Source organism: Rhizobium sp. CF122 (assembly GCF_000282035.1).
In the GTDB taxonomy this organism is placed as follows: Bacteria; Pseudomonadota; Alphaproteobacteria; order Rhizobiales; family Rhizobiaceae; genus Rhizobium.
Genome location: NZ_AKKA01000073.1, coordinates 93,629 through 107,100, shown reverse-complemented (window position 1 = coordinate 107,100; position 13,472 = coordinate 93,629). Strand labels below are relative to the sequence as shown.

Annotated in this window: 19 protein-coding genes and 2 tRNA genes; 6 read left to right on the top strand and 15 right to left on the bottom strand. The window is 59.2% G+C overall.

What is annotated here, in order from left to right:
• Positions 1-16: 16 nt before the first annotated feature.
• Positions 17-1,036: a polysaccharide pyruvyl transferase family protein gene (locus tag PMI09_RS16660; protein ID WP_007796500.1), complete on the top strand. Its 1,020-nt coding sequence runs from the start codon at positions 17-19 to the stop codon at positions 1,034-1,036.
• 6 nt (positions 1,037-1,042) lie between these two features.
• On the opposite strand, the gene PMI09_RS16655 is transcribed toward PMI09_RS16660, so the two are convergent.
• Together PMI09_RS16655 and PMI09_RS16650 are read right to left on the bottom strand one after the other, a co-directional pair.
• Positions 1,043-1,939 (bottom strand): DMT family transporter, encoded by an 897-nt coding sequence (locus PMI09_RS16655; protein ID WP_007796496.1) that lies wholly within the window; start codon positions 1,937-1,939, stop codon positions 1,043-1,045.
• A gap of 152 nt (positions 1,940-2,091) precedes the next feature.
• Positions 2,092-2,517 carry an OsmC family protein gene (locus tag PMI09_RS16650; protein ID WP_007796493.1) on the bottom strand — a complete coding sequence of 142 codons (426 nt, stop codon included), beginning with the start codon at positions 2,515-2,517 and terminating at the stop codon, positions 2,092-2,094.
• A gap of 237 nt (positions 2,518-2,754) precedes the next feature.
• Between PMI09_RS16650 and PMI09_RS16645 the strand changes: the two genes are divergently transcribed.
• Positions 2,755-2,961, top strand: a complete 207-nt coding sequence (locus tag PMI09_RS16645) for a hypothetical protein (protein WP_007796490.1) — start codon at positions 2,755-2,757, stop codon at positions 2,959-2,961.
• A 135-nt stretch (positions 2,962-3,096) separates the two neighbouring features.
• Here PMI09_RS16645 and PMI09_RS16640 read toward each other — a convergent pair whose 3' ends face one another.
• Positions 3,097-3,501: a hypothetical protein gene (locus PMI09_RS16640; RefSeq protein WP_007796487.1), complete on the bottom strand. Its 405-nt coding sequence runs from the start codon at positions 3,499-3,501 to the stop codon at positions 3,097-3,099.
• Positions 3,502-3,743: 242 nt separating this feature from the next.
• On the opposite strand from PMI09_RS16640, the gene PMI09_RS16635 reads away from it, so the two are divergent.
• Positions 3,744-3,977, top strand: a complete 234-nt coding sequence (locus PMI09_RS16635; RefSeq protein ID WP_007796484.1) for a hypothetical protein — start codon at positions 3,744-3,746, stop codon at positions 3,975-3,977.
• 809 nt (positions 3,978-4,786) lie between these two features.
• Here PMI09_RS16635 and PMI09_RS16625 read toward each other — a convergent pair.
• A complete protein-coding gene (locus tag PMI09_RS16625) occupies positions 4,787-5,206 on the bottom strand; it encodes a cupin domain-containing protein (protein WP_007796481.1) in 420 nt (139 codons plus the stop codon).
• A 58-nt stretch (positions 5,207-5,264) separates the two neighbouring features.
• On the opposite strand from PMI09_RS16625, the gene PMI09_RS16620 reads away from it, so the two are divergent.
• Entirely contained in the window at positions 5,265-5,741 is a 477-nt protein-coding gene (locus PMI09_RS16620) for a MarR family winged helix-turn-helix transcriptional regulator (protein ID WP_007796479.1), read from the top strand.
• Between the two features lie 222 nt (positions 5,742-5,963).
• On the opposite strand, the gene PMI09_RS16615 is transcribed toward PMI09_RS16620, so the two are convergent.
• From PMI09_RS16615 to PMI09_RS16570, 10 genes are all read right to left on the bottom strand, one after another.
• Positions 5,964-6,039, bottom strand: a tRNA-Phe gene (locus PMI09_RS16615).
• A gap of 182 nt (positions 6,040-6,221) precedes the next feature.
• Positions 6,222-6,431 (bottom strand): DNA gyrase inhibitor YacG, encoded by a 210-nt coding sequence (gene yacG / locus PMI09_RS16610; protein WP_007796476.1) that lies wholly within the window; start codon positions 6,429-6,431, stop codon positions 6,222-6,224.
• 19 nt (positions 6,432-6,450) lie between these two features.
• Positions 6,451-7,071 (bottom strand): Maf-like protein, encoded by a 621-nt coding sequence (locus PMI09_RS16605; protein WP_007796473.1) that lies wholly within the window; start codon positions 7,069-7,071, stop codon positions 6,451-6,453.
• Between the two features lie 52 nt (positions 7,072-7,123).
• Positions 7,124-7,342 carry a translation initiation factor IF-1 gene (gene infA / locus PMI09_RS16600; protein WP_003545338.1) on the bottom strand — a complete coding sequence of 73 codons (219 nt, stop codon included), beginning with the start codon at positions 7,340-7,342 and terminating at the stop codon, positions 7,124-7,126.
• 117 nt (positions 7,343-7,459) lie between these two features.
• Positions 7,460-7,936, bottom strand: a complete 477-nt coding sequence (locus PMI09_RS16595; RefSeq protein ID WP_007796470.1) for an arsenate-mycothiol transferase ArsC — start codon at positions 7,934-7,936, stop codon at positions 7,460-7,462.
• A gap of 5 nt (positions 7,937-7,941) precedes the next feature.
• Positions 7,942-8,415: a UPF0262 family protein gene (locus PMI09_RS16590; protein WP_007796467.1), complete on the bottom strand. Its 474-nt coding sequence runs from the start codon at positions 8,413-8,415 to the stop codon at positions 7,942-7,944.
• Positions 8,416-8,418: 3 nt separating this feature from the next.
• A complete protein-coding gene (gene hisD, locus PMI09_RS16585; RefSeq protein WP_007796463.1) occupies positions 8,419-9,717 on the bottom strand; it encodes a histidinol dehydrogenase in 1,299 nt (432 codons plus the stop codon).
• Positions 9,718-9,753: 36 nt separating this feature from the next.
• A complete protein-coding gene (locus tag PMI09_RS16580; protein ID WP_007796456.1) occupies positions 9,754-10,191 on the bottom strand; it encodes a DUF2948 family protein in 438 nt (145 codons plus the stop codon).
• A 115-nt stretch (positions 10,192-10,306) separates the two neighbouring features.
• The gene (murA, locus tag PMI09_RS16575; protein ID WP_007796453.1) at positions 10,307-11,599 is read right to left on the bottom strand and encodes a UDP-N-acetylglucosamine 1-carboxyvinyltransferase; all 1,293 of its coding nucleotides are present in this window, start codon (positions 11,597-11,599) and stop codon (positions 10,307-10,309) included.
• Between the two features lie 103 nt (positions 11,600-11,702).
• Positions 11,703-11,897 carry a hypothetical protein gene (locus tag PMI09_RS16570; RefSeq protein WP_037083322.1) on the bottom strand — a complete coding sequence of 65 codons (195 nt, stop codon included), beginning with the start codon at positions 11,895-11,897 and terminating at the stop codon, positions 11,703-11,705.
• A gap of 152 nt (positions 11,898-12,049) precedes the next feature.
• Here PMI09_RS16570 and PMI09_RS16565 point away from each other — a divergent pair.
• Positions 12,050-12,124, top strand: a tRNA-Thr gene (locus PMI09_RS16565).
• Positions 12,125-12,350: 226 nt separating this feature from the next.
• Positions 12,351-13,064, top strand: a complete 714-nt coding sequence (locus PMI09_RS16560; RefSeq protein WP_007796448.1) for a capsular polysaccharide synthesis protein — start codon at positions 12,351-12,353, stop codon at positions 13,062-13,064.
• Positions 13,065-13,210: 146 nt separating this feature from the next.
• Here PMI09_RS16560 and PMI09_RS16555 read toward each other — a convergent pair whose 3' ends face one another.
• Positions 13,211-13,459, bottom strand: coding sequence for a hypothetical protein (locus PMI09_RS16555; RefSeq protein WP_007796446.1), 249 nt, complete (start codon positions 13,457-13,459; stop codon positions 13,211-13,213).
• Between the last annotated feature and the right edge of the window lie 13 nt (positions 13,460-13,472).

The following is a 13,472-nucleotide window of genomic DNA, read 5'->3' as shown; positions in this document are numbered from 1 at the left end:
AAACAAGGAGCATTTAATGGAATCCAATATTACGATCATCAACCGCCTTCAGGGCGTGATCGCCAATTGCCTTTCCGATCTCTTTGATCCGTCGGAGCGTTTTGCGCTTCTCGACTTTCCGAATCATTACAACATCGGCGACAGCGCCATCTGGCTCGGTGAACTTGCCTATTTCGACCGCAAACGCACGCGGCCAACCTATGTGACCGAAATCCCGACCTACGACGAAGGCCGGATGCTTGGCGCAATCGGTAGCGGCCGCATCTTTCTCCACGGTGGCGGCAATTTCGGCGACATCTGGGCCGGCTACCGCCAGTTCCGCGAAGGTCTGCTCAACAAGCACAAGGGCCGACCGATCGTGCAGATGCCGCAGACCATCCACTTCAAGGAGCAGGCCAACATCGACAGCACTGCGCGGGCGATCGAGCGCCACGGCCAGTTCACGCTTCTCGTCCGCGACCAGCGAAGCCTGGAATTCGCCCAGCGCTGGTTCCCATGCGAAACACGCCTTTGCCCTGATATGGCTTTCTGCATCGGTCCGGTCACTCGCCCGGCGCCGCAGCATGAGCTGCTGCTCAATCTCCGTGAAGACCAGGAGGTCGGCGCCGCACAAGACCTGACCGCTGCAACATTGCGTCCGGGCACGGTGAAATCGGACTGGCCCGATGAGCCTGCCGATTTCCAGCGCCAGACAAAGCATGCCGCAATCTTGAAGGGGCTGCTGACCGGTCGTATCGGCGGTCGCGCGCGGATGACCGAGCTTGCCTATCGCGAGCGGGCGCAACAGCGCTTCGACCGCGGCGTGGCCCTGCTGAGCTCCGCGCGCCAAGTCATCACCGACCGCATGCACGGCCATATCATGTGCGTGCTTCTGGGTGCCGACCATTGCGTTCTCGACAATAGCTACGGCAAGACGAGCAGCTTCATCGAGGCGTGGGGTACCTGCAACAGCGACAAGGCAGAGCTTGCCTCGACGGTCGACGAGGCGCTTGCCATTCTCGATGCGCGTCGGGTCGCCCCGGCCGCGGTCGCCTGATTGAAATCAGCCTCGCCGGGCAACCAAAATCCCGGCGAGCACCACAATGCCGCCGATCGCCTGCGTTGGGCCGATCGGCTCGCTGAGCAGCACCCAGGCGAGGATCGCCGCCACGACCGGCTGCAGCAGCAGTGTCAGCGAGGAGAAAGCTGCCGGAAGATAGGCAAGCGCGTAAGCGATGGCCACCTGCCCGCCGGCATGACTGACAAAGGCGAGACCGAAGACGATTGCCCAACCATAGGCCGTGGGCGGCAGCATATGGCCTTCGTAGAAGAAGCCTAACGGAAAGATGCAGACAGCGGCCGATGCGGTGCTCCAGAGCATGATCCGGACCGTATCGAAGCGGCTGCGGAGCTTGCCGATCGCCAGGATGTAACCCGCATAGAACACGGCGGCGATCACCGCCACGCCATCGCCGCGCAGATCGCCATTGCCAAGCGCTGCGGGGCCGCCCTTTAGGATAACCACGCCGGCCAGCGCCAACATGAGGCCGAGAACGAAGACGCGGGTAACGACTGCGCCGAAAAACAGAAAGCCGATCACCGTGACGAAGACGGGGGCAAGATTGGCGAGCAGCGTTGCGTTGGCGACCGACGTCATGGTGATGGAGAGGTGCCAGGCGGCTAGATCCATGGCAAGGACGACGCCAGGCAGGATCAGCAGGGCATAATCCGACAGCTTTTCTGGCTTCGGCCCGGCATCCTTGCCCTTGGCAAGCGAGAAGATGAAGATCGGGATCAGGGCCAGCGCCACCCGCCAGAAGGCCGTTGCCATCGGCCCGACTTCCGACAGCCGCACGAAGATCGGCGAGCCGCCGATCGCCGCACCGCCGAGGATCAGGGCGGCAAGGGCAAACCGGTTGGATGCGGGGGTTTCAGCAATACTGGCAGCGGCTTGCGACACATGTCTCTCGAATGCTTTCTAACCGCCTCAAGACTGGCGGCGAGCAACGGACCTATCAGAAGCTGTGGCGAGCGGATAGCCGGGGAACGGCAAGGGCAGACAAACGCGCAATTTTAAATGCCTGCCGATGCGAATTTGCAGCACCGCACAAGTCAGCCTGAGATGACGGTCGAGAATTCAGGCGTCCCGCGGATGGTGTTGCTGACCGTGCAGATCTCTTCCGCCGCATGCGCGATCTTCACGCGCGTTTCCTCGTCGAGGTCGCCCTTGATCGAGAACGCGATGTTGAATGTCTGGACGCGCGACGGACCCTCGCTCGCCTTCTCGCCGGTGACGTCGGCCGTAATCTCGGTGATCCGGTCGAGAAGGCCCATCTGGCTCGCAGCGATGCGCGCGCTCAGCACAAGGCAGGCCGACAGCGACGCATAGAGGAGATCCAGCGGATTGAAGCCCGGTTGCGACGCGCCGGTGACGATATCGAGCTCACCCTTGGTGGCCGAGGTGATATGCGGAAAACCGGTACGACCAAGAACGGCGGTTGCGCCAACGGGACGGGGACGGGCCTTGAGGTCGGCCATGGGGAAATCCTTTGGTGATGATAGCCCGTTCTAGATAGGCATTTTGAATGGCCGCAGCAACGCGCTTCTGGTCTGGCGGCGCGAGGAAAACAGACCGTCCCAAGTGATTCGGCCGGCTCCAATCTGCCCGCTCGTCAACCTCAGTTTCCCATCCCGATTTCTGAGGATAGCCCCGCGTCAGCTTCAAAGGGCAATATAAGGGCGCACTAAAACAGAAACGACTCATTGGAGTTATCCATGCGAGCACTTGCGGCTGTTCCTGTTGCACCCAGCGTGATCATCGATGCCGAGCCCTTCGGTTATGTCAGAAAGGTCTACGTCGACGACCAGCCCTGCTGGGGCTTGTTCGACTCAGATGGCGACGTGATCTTCGTCGGCGATGCGCCCAGCGATTGCCACAGTTATGCGGCCAAGGAACAGATCCGCATACAGATCATCCACTGAAACTCTGCGCGATGTCCGCGCAACGGTGACGCGGGCGGGCGACACGAAGACGACAGCGCACCCAGCACGGAAATCTGCGCTAACAGACCGTCCGGCAAGGCGATCACGCCCTGCCAAACGTTGCATTGGGCGGTATCAGCGGTAAGACGGCGCCGATGGTGTGACGACCACCTTCCCGTTGGAGAAAATGATGAAGGCGAAAAGCAGTACGCCGACAAGGGTGATAATCGACGCTAGAGCGACAAGCGGCTCCATGGCCGTATTGCCCTGAAGCATCAGGTAGAGCGCCGGCACCATCAGGGCGATGCCAGCCGTATACACGTAGTACTGGATCATGGCGATGCGCTTCTCGGCCTTCTGGGGATTGAGCGCATGGTAACCGCCAAAGATCGCCATGGTCACCCACCCCAGGAGATTACAGTGCGCATGCGCGCCGATGACGCTATGATCCTGCGAAATCGCCATGTTCAGACCCATGACGATGCCGACGATCAGAAATATGACTGCAGTCTTAAAGTATAGCTGCGAGATGCGTGGCATAGAGTACCCCCTCCGTTTGCGTCGATAGTATTATCATTGCTCAATAGAATTGAGAACGGCCGGCCTTCGAAGATTTAACCTTCGACAAACTATCATGTTACCATCCGGCAACTCCAACCGCGGAGCGGTATTGCCGGTTCGTTGCGGAGGCAGCACAGCCTCTGAACGGTAGCGCATTTTTAAGCACTTCCTTAAACTCATCTCGAATATACTGCCTTGTCGGCACATTCGCGGAGAGCGAGATGAGAGACATCTACAAACCCTTCGTCGCCAGCGACGACCCCGATCGGGACATCCGCTGCCAGGACGCGCTGCAGTTCGCCTTCCGCGACCTCGTCGCCGCATCGGTCGAAGCGGGCTGGAGCGAGCACGAAGCGCTCGAAGCCATCATCACGCTTGCGGACGACGGCCTCAGGCGGATCGGCGCCAATGACGACATGCAGACGCTGCTGGATGTGCTGCGACGGATGGCTTAAGCAGCAATCAACACAAATTCTGTACGATGGTTATCGTGTCGCTCGGCTAAACGACGCGTCGGCGAAAAAGATGCCCTGCGATCGATCTGAAACTAGTTTGGTACGAGTCTGAAAAAGTGGTGCCCAGAGCCGAGGCACGGAAAATCAACAAAAACAATATGGTTAGGCTGCGGCTGGACACCAAAAAGTGCTACGCAATCATTATGCTTTTTCGAAAAGTGTCCAGCCCTCTTTGGCAGCTTTGCGCCAGAAGCGGCATTTTGTTAGCTGGTGTTATCGTGTTCGGACGAACGTCATCATTCGCTTTGCTCCCGCCCAAAACATAGCAGCCCCATAGAATAGGATCGTCACTAAGATCTGAGCCGCTACGGGTAAAAGGATGACCTCCTGCGCAAGCGGCCCATTTTGTTCGGCAGGAATTTCAGCTAGCCCAAGGTAAGCAAGGAGGAATATGGAAAATAGCAGCCAAGCCGTTGAAATCGTGTGAGGTAGCCATTTGAATTTCTTTTGGCGCCGTGACGCGACCACTGCCATCGTCAGCACCGAAACATTCAACGTAAATATTAGGGTCATAGCGAATAGGGGCGGCATTATTGTTGACTGGTCCAAGCGATGTCGCCTCGGTTAAAATGCTCAAAGCAAACTATCACAAGACTGAGCCATGAAAATACCGGGGGAGTTGATATGGCCGGTCGTGACGACCCGCTTGGGCCAAAGGCCGTCTTCCGCTTCGCGCCATTAGCGGCCTTAGTCACGCTTTTATCTCCTTGCGCAATCAACTGGAGAATTGCGAGGCTTAGGTGAACTGATCAGACCGGGACCAGTCCGTGGCGGAGCATGATCTCATTGGCCTTAGCGAGGTCCGGTTTGCCAGGCACGTTCACCACCTCGGCAATTTCCTCGAAATAACGCCGTCCAATTGTACCCGGCGTGATGGTCGCCAAGACCTTGGCTGTGCCATCATGCAGGTTCTCGTGATGGTGCACCGCCCCTCGCGGAATGAATATGGCGTCGCCGGCGCGAATCTCGTGCGTTAGCCCATCGACGATGACTGTGAGCGTGCCTTCGAGGCCGTAGAGGAATTCGTCGGCATCGCGATGATGATGCGGAGCGGGAACGCGTGCCCGAGATGGCACTGTGAATTCGAACACCGTTGCGCCGACTTCACTGATGAGAAAACGCAGTTCGAGTTGCCCGATCCGCACAATGTCGTTTCGTACCGCTTCCATATAGGGCCTCAACAATGTAAAGTCACTTTACATCAACAAGTAAAGTGACTTTACATATATGTCAATCCTATCGCCCCAGAATTCAATTCCCGACGCGTTGCCCGGCCCGCCGTTCTTCGGCGCGCTGCTGCGCGTTGTCTGGCAGCATGTGCGAGACCGCATGCTGCAAGCCATTCACGAGGCGGGATTTACTGACTTCCAGGAGGCGCATTTTGCCGTGTTCTCGTTTCCGCTACCGGATGGCATGAGACCGTCCGATCTCGCGCGTCAGAAGCGGATGTCGCGACAAGCTGTGAACTATCTGCTCAGCCAGCTCGAAGACCTGGGCTATGTCGAGCGGCGCGCAGCCACCGGCAGCGATCGCCGACTGGTCTATTTAACGCCACGGGGGCATGAAGTCGTCGCAGCCATTTTCGGATGCCTTCGGCAGTTGCATGAGCAATGGTCCAAAGAGGTTGGAAAGGAGCGCTTCGATGACTTCGTAGATGTGTTGAAGCAGCTGTCGACCAAAGCACAGGAACCGACAAACGGCTGAAAACTCAACTTTGGGACGGTGGTAAGGGTTGTCTCAGAACGGTTCGAGAACCGTACTTCCGAAGGTGAGCCGCCTTGAACGAATAAATATTAGCCGATGGAAGTCGACGGGGAGCGAAGGCCGCTTAGGGCCGAGAACGGTCATCGTGAGATTAGTGGTATCCAGCCAAACAGGAGCTCTGGACACTTAGCAAGATAAAACACAACAAAATCAATGGTTGTTTGGTGCCCAGAGCCGGAATCGAACCAGCGACACGCGGATTTTCAATCCGCTGCTCTACCAACTGAGCTATCTGGGCTAACCCGCTTCGCAGATGTTCCTTCCTGAGAAAGAACCGAGGGCCTTGGTTCGCCCCGGAAGCGAGCGGGGTTATAGCATCTTGTCCGGACATGGCAAGCGCCAAATGACAGTTTTTTGAGAAGCCTTTGAATTTTCCGGATTCATCAACGAATTTAAGGGCTTCGCCCGTGGAAAACGAGCCTATTCCTCATCTTCGTAATCGGCCTTCGCCTCGTCGTCGGCAACGGGGATGGCATAGGAGCCGGAGAGCCAGCGCGAAAGATCGACTTCGCGGCAGCGGTTCGAGCAAAAGGGATAGTGTTCGCGGTGGGATGGCTTGCCGCATTCCGGGCAAGGGTGTGTCTTGCGCAGCGGTTCGACCTTGGCGGCTGTTTTCTTTTCGTCAGACATGGAGCGGTCCCTTCGAGGATCAGCCCTCGGGCCACCGGCTATGCACGTCAAAGCCTTCACCGGTCAGCAGAAGGATGGTTTCATAAAGCGGCAGACCGACGACATTGGAATAGGAACCGACCATCTTCTGCACAAAAGTCCCGGCCAGCCCCTGGATGCCGTAGGCGCCCGCCTTACCGCGCCATTGACCGGAGGCGAGATAGTTCTCGATCTCGAAACCGGAAAGGCGCTTGAAGCGGACCTTGGTCTCGACGATCTTCTGGCGGATCTTGCGGTCTGGCGTCACCAGGCAGACGCCGGTATAGACCCAGTGGCTGCGGCCGGAAAGCAGATACAGCGCAGCCGATGCCTCGTCCGCGAATTCGGCCTTTCCAAGGATACGGCGGCCGACGGCGACGACGGTATCGGCGGACAGAATGTAGCTGCCCTTCCAGGTCATGTCGCCCTTGATGGCGGCAAGTGCTGCCTCTGCCTTTTCCGTCGACAGGCGCCGCGCCAGCGAGCGCGGGTGTTCCGACTTCTTCGGCGTCTCGTCGATATCCATCGGCATCAGGCGCGAGGGCTCGATCCCTGCCTGATTGAGCAGATCGACACGGCGGGGCGAGCCGGAAGCCAGAATGAGCTTGTATTTCAGCGCCATGGAACCTCGACCACCGGAAGACGGGAGCTAAAGCTTTCGAGCCTTGAACGGCCTACTTGAAGCGGTAGGTGATGCGGCCCTTAGTCAGGTCGTAGGGAGTCATTTCGACGAGAACCTTGTCGCCTGCCAGAACGCGGATACGGTTCTTGCGCATGCGGCCGGCCGTGTGGGCGATGATCTCGTGTTCGTTTTCGAGCTTCACGCGGAACGTCGCGTTCGGCAGAAGCTCGGTCACGATACCCGGAAATTCGAGGACTTCTTCTTTAGGCATATAGCGGTTTTCTTCCTGTCGGTTGAGATGACGGCGGTAGCCGCCCCAAATTTGCGCGGAAACTACACAATCAACGGGGGTTTGTGAACCTAATTGATCGCGTTTCCGTCATTTGTTTCACGCCGATTGCGCGGCGATGGTGTTTCTTCTAACCAGCCGGCTCTCGATCAGTTCGGTCAGATGATCACGGACCTCCCGGTAGCTATCCAGAATCTGCTCTCGTGTGCCCTGAACGACAGTCGGATCCATGGTCGGCCAATAGACGACTTCGATGGCATTTGACCGGGTCAGCTCCAGCGCGGCATGGTGCGCCGGCGGCGAGAGCGAGATGATCAGGTCGAAGTAGTCGTCCTCGAGCTCCTCCAGCGTGTGTGGATGATGCCGGCCGAGAGAAAGACCGATCTCCTCCAGTGCGACGTCGACGAAGGGATCCCGCTCCCCAGCACGGACGCCCGCGGACCTGATATAGACATTCGCCGGCAACATGCTACGGGCGATCACCTCGGCCATGGGAGAGCGGATGGCATTCATTCCACACATGAACAGGATGGCGCCCGGCCGTGCCCCCTCGCCTGCCCCGACCGCCGGTTCCATCGCCGTCAGCCGCGCCAGTAGAGCACGCAGACCAGCGTGAACAGCCGGCGGGCCGTATCAAAATCGACCTCGATCTTGCCGTTCAAGCGATCCTTCAACGTCTGCGAGCCCTCGTTGTGAATGCCGCGCCGGCCCATGTCGATCGCCTCGATGCGGCTTGGAGAAGCCGAGCGGATTGCCTCGTAGTAGCTTTCGCAGATCAGGAAATAATCCTTCACGATGCGGCGAAACGGGGTCAGCGACAGGATGTGGGTCGCGACGGCACCTCCGTCCTCCGTCGTGATCGCGAAAACCAGCTTTGAATCGACCAGCGAGATATTCAGCCGGTACGGACCGCCGGAATGACCGATGGGCGTGAAGCTGTTTTCCTCGACAAGATCGAAAATGGCGACCGCGCGCTCGTGCTCGACGTCGGGCGTCGCTCGGCCGATGGTGTCGTCAAGGACGACGTCGCAAAGCCGGAAGTCGCCCGCTGCCATCTCTCACTTTTCCAGATTGAGGCGGATCGCAACCGATCGCGCATGCGCGTCCAGCCCTTCGGACACGGCGAGCGCGATGGCAGCAGGACCGAGCGTGCGCAGTTGCTCGCGACCAAGCCGCAGGATCGAAGTGCGCTTGACGAAATCGAGCACGGAAAGACCGGAGGAAAACCGGGCCGAACGGGCCGTCGGCAGAACGTGGTTCGAGCCGCCGACATAGTCGCCGATGACTTCAGGCGTATGTGCGCCGAGGAAGATCGCGCCGGCATTGCGGATACGAGGCAACAGCGCATCCGGATCGGCAACGGCAAGTTCTAGGTGTTCGGGCGCGATCCGGTTTGCCAACGGAATAGCGTCCTCCAGGGACTTCACGAGAATGATCGCGCCAAAGTCCCGCCAGCTTGCGGCAGCGGTCTCGGCGCGATTGAGCGTCTTCAGCTGCCGCTCGACGGCTGCTTCCACCAACTTCGCGAACTCGGCATCATCCGTCGCGAGGATCGCCTGCGCGCTCGCATCATGCTCGGCCTGCGCAAGCAGATCGGCGGCGATCCAGTCCGGATTGTTGTCCTTGTCGGCGATAACAAGCACTTCCGAGGGACCGGCGATCATGTCGATACCGACAGTGCCGAAGACCTGCCGCTTGGCGGCGGCAACATAGGCATTGCCGGGGCCGGTAATCTTGGCAACGGGCGCGATGGTCTCGGTGCCATAGGCAAGTGCCGCGATGGCCTGCGCGCCTCCGACCCGGTAGATTTCGGTGACGCCCGCGAGCTTGGCGGCTGCAAGCACGGCCGGGTTGACGGCACCTCCTGTTGCAGGAACGGCAATGACGATGCGATCGACGCCGGCGACCTTCGCCGGCACGGCATTCATCAGCACCGAACTCGGATAGCTCGCGGTGCCGCCCGGGACATAAAGGCCGACCGCCTCGATCGCGGTCCATCGGGAACCGAGGCCGACGCCCATGTCGTCCTCGTAGATATCGTCCTTCGGCAGCTGGCGGCGGTGATGCGATTCGATACGCAGGGCCGCAACCTTCAGCGCGCCGAGAACCTCGGCCGGAACCGCTTCGACAGCCGCGTCGATCTCGGCTTCGGTCACGCGCATCGGCGTTACGGCAAAATCGACCCCGTCGAACTTCTTCGAATATTCGGCAAGCGCCACGTCGCCGCGGGCCCTGACATCATCGATGATGGCGCGGACTGCCGTGTTCACGTCCTCGGAGACTTCGCGCTTGGTCGTCAGGAAGGCGGCAAACCGTTGCTCGAAGCCTTCCGATGCCTGATCCAGCCAGATTGCCAATGCGATATTCCTCTTTGATAACAGACGAACCAGATCTCAAGCGCCGGGATGACGCGGCTTGGATGCGGTTTCCCACGCCCCGCCGATATCCGCAAGCTGAACCTCGATGCATTCGACATCCAGCGCAATCGTTGCCGCGCCTGACAGCGCCAGCTCGACCGTGCCTTCCGGCCCCTCGCCTTTCTGCTCGAAGCGGATGGCAAGCAGCGACAGGACTTCGTCGCGGTCCTCGCGGTCAATGCCAGTCGAACGCACCGCAAGCACGCGCTTGAAGACGACAGCCGCGCGGCGGCGTTCGAAACCCTTGCGCTTCTTGCCGGCTTCCTCCCACACGAAGCGGTTGACCGCAGCCGAGAACTGACCCTCGCGCGGCGACCAGGCGATATCGGCGACCTTGAAGACGCTATCCTGCAAATGCGCGGAGACGACGGCAAGATCCTCGCTATCAAGTGCAACGAGCCTCAGATCAGTCATTCAGGCAAAACCCCATCGCCAATGCATCGCCGGAATGGCGATGCGTCTGACAACGGACATAAGGCGCGGCAACGCAATGCGCAACCGGGACAAAGGGTGAGTGACGCCCTTTTAGCTACTCGCTGACGCGCTCGACGATGGCGCCGCAGCGGGTGAGCTTTTCTTCCAGGCGCTCGAAGCCGCGATCGAGGTGGTAGACGCGGGAAACCATCGTCTCGCCTTCAGCGGCAAGGCCGGCAATCACGAGCGAAACGGAAGCGCGCAGATCGGTCGCCATGACGGGCGCACCCTTCAGCCGCGGCACGCCCTCGATCTTCGCCGTCTGACCCGACAGCGAGATCTTCGCGCCGAGACGCGCCAGTTCCTGCACGTGCATGAAGCGGTTTTCGAAGATTGTCTCGGTGACATGCGAGATGCCGGTCGAGCGCGTCATCAGCGCCATGAACTGCGCCTGCAGGTCGGTCGGGAAGCCCGGGAACGGGTCGGTGACGATATCGACCGGCTTGATGCCGGCACCATTGCGGCGGATGCGCATGCCGTTGTTGGTCGGCGAAATCTCAGCGCCGGCGCGGCGGAGCGTTTCCAGTGCCGTGTCGAGGAGCGCGGCATCAGTGTTCTCGAGCGTGACATCGCCGCCGGTCATCGCAACCGCCATGGCGTAGGTGCCGGTCTCGATGCGATCCGGCAGGACGCGGTGGCGCGCGCCGGAGAGCGAAGTGACGCCTTCGATCGTGATCGTACTCGTGCCGGCGCCCGTGATCTTGGCGCCCATGGCGTTCAGGCAGTTGGCGAGATCGACGACCTCAGGCTCGCGGGCAGCGTTGCCAATCACCGTTGTGCCGCGGGCAAGCGTCGCTGCCATCATCATCACGTGCGTCGCGCCGACCGAAACCTTCGGGAAGGTGTAGCGTGCGCCGATCAGGCCACCCTTCGGTGCGGTCGCGTTGATGTAGCCGCTGTCGATCTCGAGGTTCGCGCCCAGCGCCGCAAGGCCATCGAGGAACAGATCGACGGGGCGCGTGCCGATGGCGCAGCCACCCGGCAACGAGACGCGGCACTGGCCTTCGCGCGCCAGAAGCGGGCCGATGACCCAGAAGGAAGCGCGCATCTTGGATACCAGCTCGTAGGGAGCGGTGGTATCGACGATGGTGCGGCAGGTAAAGTGAATGGTGCGCGAGTAGGCGTCTTCCTGGCGCTCGCGGCGGCCGTTGACGGCAACGTCGACGCCGTGATTGCCGAGGATGCGCATCAGAAGCTCGACATCAGCCAGATGCGGCACGTTCTCGAGCGTCAGTGTATCGCTGGTAAGCAGCGAGGCGATCATCAGCGGCAGGGCGGCATTCTTGGCGCCGGAAATCGGAATGATGCCGTTAAGCTCATTACCGCCGACAATTCTAATACGATCCATGTGCGCTTACGGGCGATGCCCGCCTTTCTGAAAGGCTGTCTGTAAAAAGATGCGGGTGTTTAGACGAAATTAGCGGGGGCTTCAATTCGCCGTGAACGGAACATTACGATTCGTCCATTTTTGCGGCAGGCAGCCCATTCGTCTCATCCGCTTGCCCCGATCGGCGCGCACGGGTCTGCTGTTTGCGGCGGGACAAATTTTCACGAAGCTTTTCGGCGGCGCGCTCGCGGCGCAGGTTGGCCTGGCGCTCGATCTCCGCTTTGCGGCTGTGCTGGCCTTTTTTGGTGTTCTCGGTCATGCCGCAGGCTTACCCGAATTTGCGACAATTCAAAAGTGGCCGGGCCTCAATCTCTACAAAGATGGAAATTGCGGCTTGCGCTTATCATGAAGCTGTGGCAATAGGCCCCCCGTTCACGCAATGCAGCCGCATCGGTTGCGCGTCTGGTCCTCGCTGCCGTAGCTCAGTGGTAGAGCACACCCTTGGTAAGGGTGAGGTCGGTGGTTCAATCCCACTCGGCAGCACCAGTTTTCCTTAAAGAAATCATAGAGCGCGACCTTTTCCGGCTTTGCTGGGCAGCCTGCCTTTGTAGGAGACCCCGGGATTATCCATGCTTTTATTTGACGCATTTCTGATCTGGAAGAAAGTAGCCCATTCGATACGGCGCAGTTTTGTTGGAAAGAAGAAGTTCCATTCCGCGAATGCCCGCTATGCAATCGAAACGATGCCTAAAAACTACCTCGCATAGTGTGGATGTATTGGGACAAGCCGCTAGAGCAAGCGCCGCCAATTGTCCGCTATGCCGTGGATACCTGGATTAGGAAAAATCCATCTTGGGATGTGAGAATCCTGAGCGACGCAAACGCGGCCGAATTCGTCAACGTGCCACCTCCCAAAAGCAACCGCAAAATTCAGTGGCGGGCGGACTTAATCAGGGTCGCACTGCTGAGGGACTATGGCGGGGTTTGGGTGGACGCGACGACTTTTTGCGTCAAACCGTTGGACGAATGGCTGCCACCGTTGATGGAGAGTGGATTTTTCGCATTTCCTGACAGTTACCCCGGCCGGACAATGGGCATTTCTTTTCTTGCTGCGGAGCCGCAAAATTACCTTGTGAGCAAGTGGTTCCAGTTGATGGTGAAATACTATTCAAAGCGCGGCAAGCTCCGTCATTACTCTTGGGTTATGTACCTTTTTGAGTACATCATAAGGACTGACCGCAAAGCGCTCGCTATTTGGCAAGCCACCCCGAAACTCGCATCAAAGGGTCCTATTCTTTTGAAGCGTATTCTGACACAGCCAGACCTATTGGAGCCGATCCCCGACTACGTCGATACGACGGCGATCACATGGTTGAAGATCCGCTCTGATACCAAGCTCAGCAATCAAGAGGTCACGTATGCCCTCGAAAGCAACGCGGATGTCGAACTCCGGAAAGTCGCTGAAACCGCTCTTCAGAACCGGTAGGGCGAACACCGCACATCGTGAAGCTTGCGTCGCGCGCGCTGCGCGGACTCACATCAACAGGCGGCTAAGATCCGGAATCGCTTTATAACTTCCGCTAGGGTTCGCGGACCCCGCGAAGTCGTTGGCTTGAAGACGTAATGCCTGCATCAGGCGTCGAAGTGCCAGTCCTTCGTCGGACGGCATGACAGATAGTCCGACGCATCGAGATCCTGGATCATCTGCCTCAGCGTTCGGACAGTCTCCTCAAATGTCGCAAGCTTCGCATCGGTAACGTCCACTTTCTTGCCCGTGGCGTCGTCGACTTCGAGCCATCGATGCTGACCACTTCGCATGGATACGACCAGAGACACATACTTCTGGCATTCCGCATTCAGCACATGCTTGAGGTCCTGCATCTCCGATCTCCAA

Bases quoted from the DNA above. Each gene is read 5' to 3' on its own strand.
- PMI09_RS16660 (WP_007796500.1), top strand. From the start codon at position 17: ATGGAATCCAATATTACGATCATCAACCGCCTTCAGGGCGTGATCGCC.
- PMI09_RS16650 (WP_007796493.1), bottom strand. From the start codon at position 2,517: ATGGCCGACCTCAAGGCCCGTCCCCGTCCCGTTGGCGCAACCGCCGTT.
- PMI09_RS16645 (WP_007796490.1), top strand. From the start codon at position 2,755: ATGCGAGCACTTGCGGCTGTTCCTGTTGCACCCAGCGTGATCATCGAT.
- PMI09_RS16640 (WP_007796487.1), bottom strand. From the start codon at position 3,501: ATGCCACGCATCTCGCAGCTATACTTTAAGACTGCAGTCATATTTCTG.
- PMI09_RS16635 (WP_007796484.1), top strand. From the start codon at position 3,744: ATGAGAGACATCTACAAACCCTTCGTCGCCAGCGACGACCCCGATCGG.
- PMI09_RS16625 (WP_007796481.1), bottom strand. From the start codon at position 5,206: ATGGAAGCGGTACGAAACGACATTGTGCGGATCGGGCAACTCGAACTG.
- PMI09_RS16620 (WP_007796479.1), top strand. From the start codon at position 5,265: ATGTCAATCCTATCGCCCCAGAATTCAATTCCCGACGCGTTGCCCGGC.
- yacG (WP_007796476.1), bottom strand. From the start codon at position 6,431: ATGTCTGACGAAAAGAAAACAGCCGCCAAGGTCGAACCGCTGCGCAAG.
- PMI09_RS16605 (WP_007796473.1), bottom strand. From the start codon at position 7,071: ATGGCGCTGAAATACAAGCTCATTCTGGCTTCCGGCTCGCCCCGCCGT.
- infA (WP_003545338.1), bottom strand. From the start codon at position 7,342: ATGCCTAAAGAAGAAGTCCTCGAATTTCCGGGTATCGTGACCGAGCTT.
- PMI09_RS16595 (WP_007796470.1), bottom strand. From the start codon at position 7,936: ATGGAACCGGCGGTCGGGGCAGGCGAGGGGGCACGGCCGGGCGCCATC.
- PMI09_RS16590 (WP_007796467.1), bottom strand. From the start codon at position 8,415: ATGGCAGCGGGCGACTTCCGGCTTTGCGACGTCGTCCTTGACGACACC.
- PMI09_RS16580 (WP_007796456.1), bottom strand. From the start codon at position 10,191: ATGACTGATCTGAGGCTCGTTGCACTTGATAGCGAGGATCTTGCCGTC.
- murA (WP_007796453.1), bottom strand. From the start codon at position 11,599: ATGGATCGTATTAGAATTGTCGGCGGTAATGAGCTTAACGGCATCATT.
- PMI09_RS16570 (WP_037083322.1), bottom strand. From the start codon at position 11,897: ATGACCGAGAACACCAAAAAAGGCCAGCACAGCCGCAAAGCGGAGATC.
- PMI09_RS16560 (WP_007796448.1), top strand. From the start codon at position 12,351: ATGTATTGGGACAAGCCGCTAGAGCAAGCGCCGCCAATTGTCCGCTAT.
- PMI09_RS16555 (WP_007796446.1), bottom strand. From the start codon at position 13,459: ATGCAGGACCTCAAGCATGTGCTGAATGCGGAATGCCAGAAGTATGTG.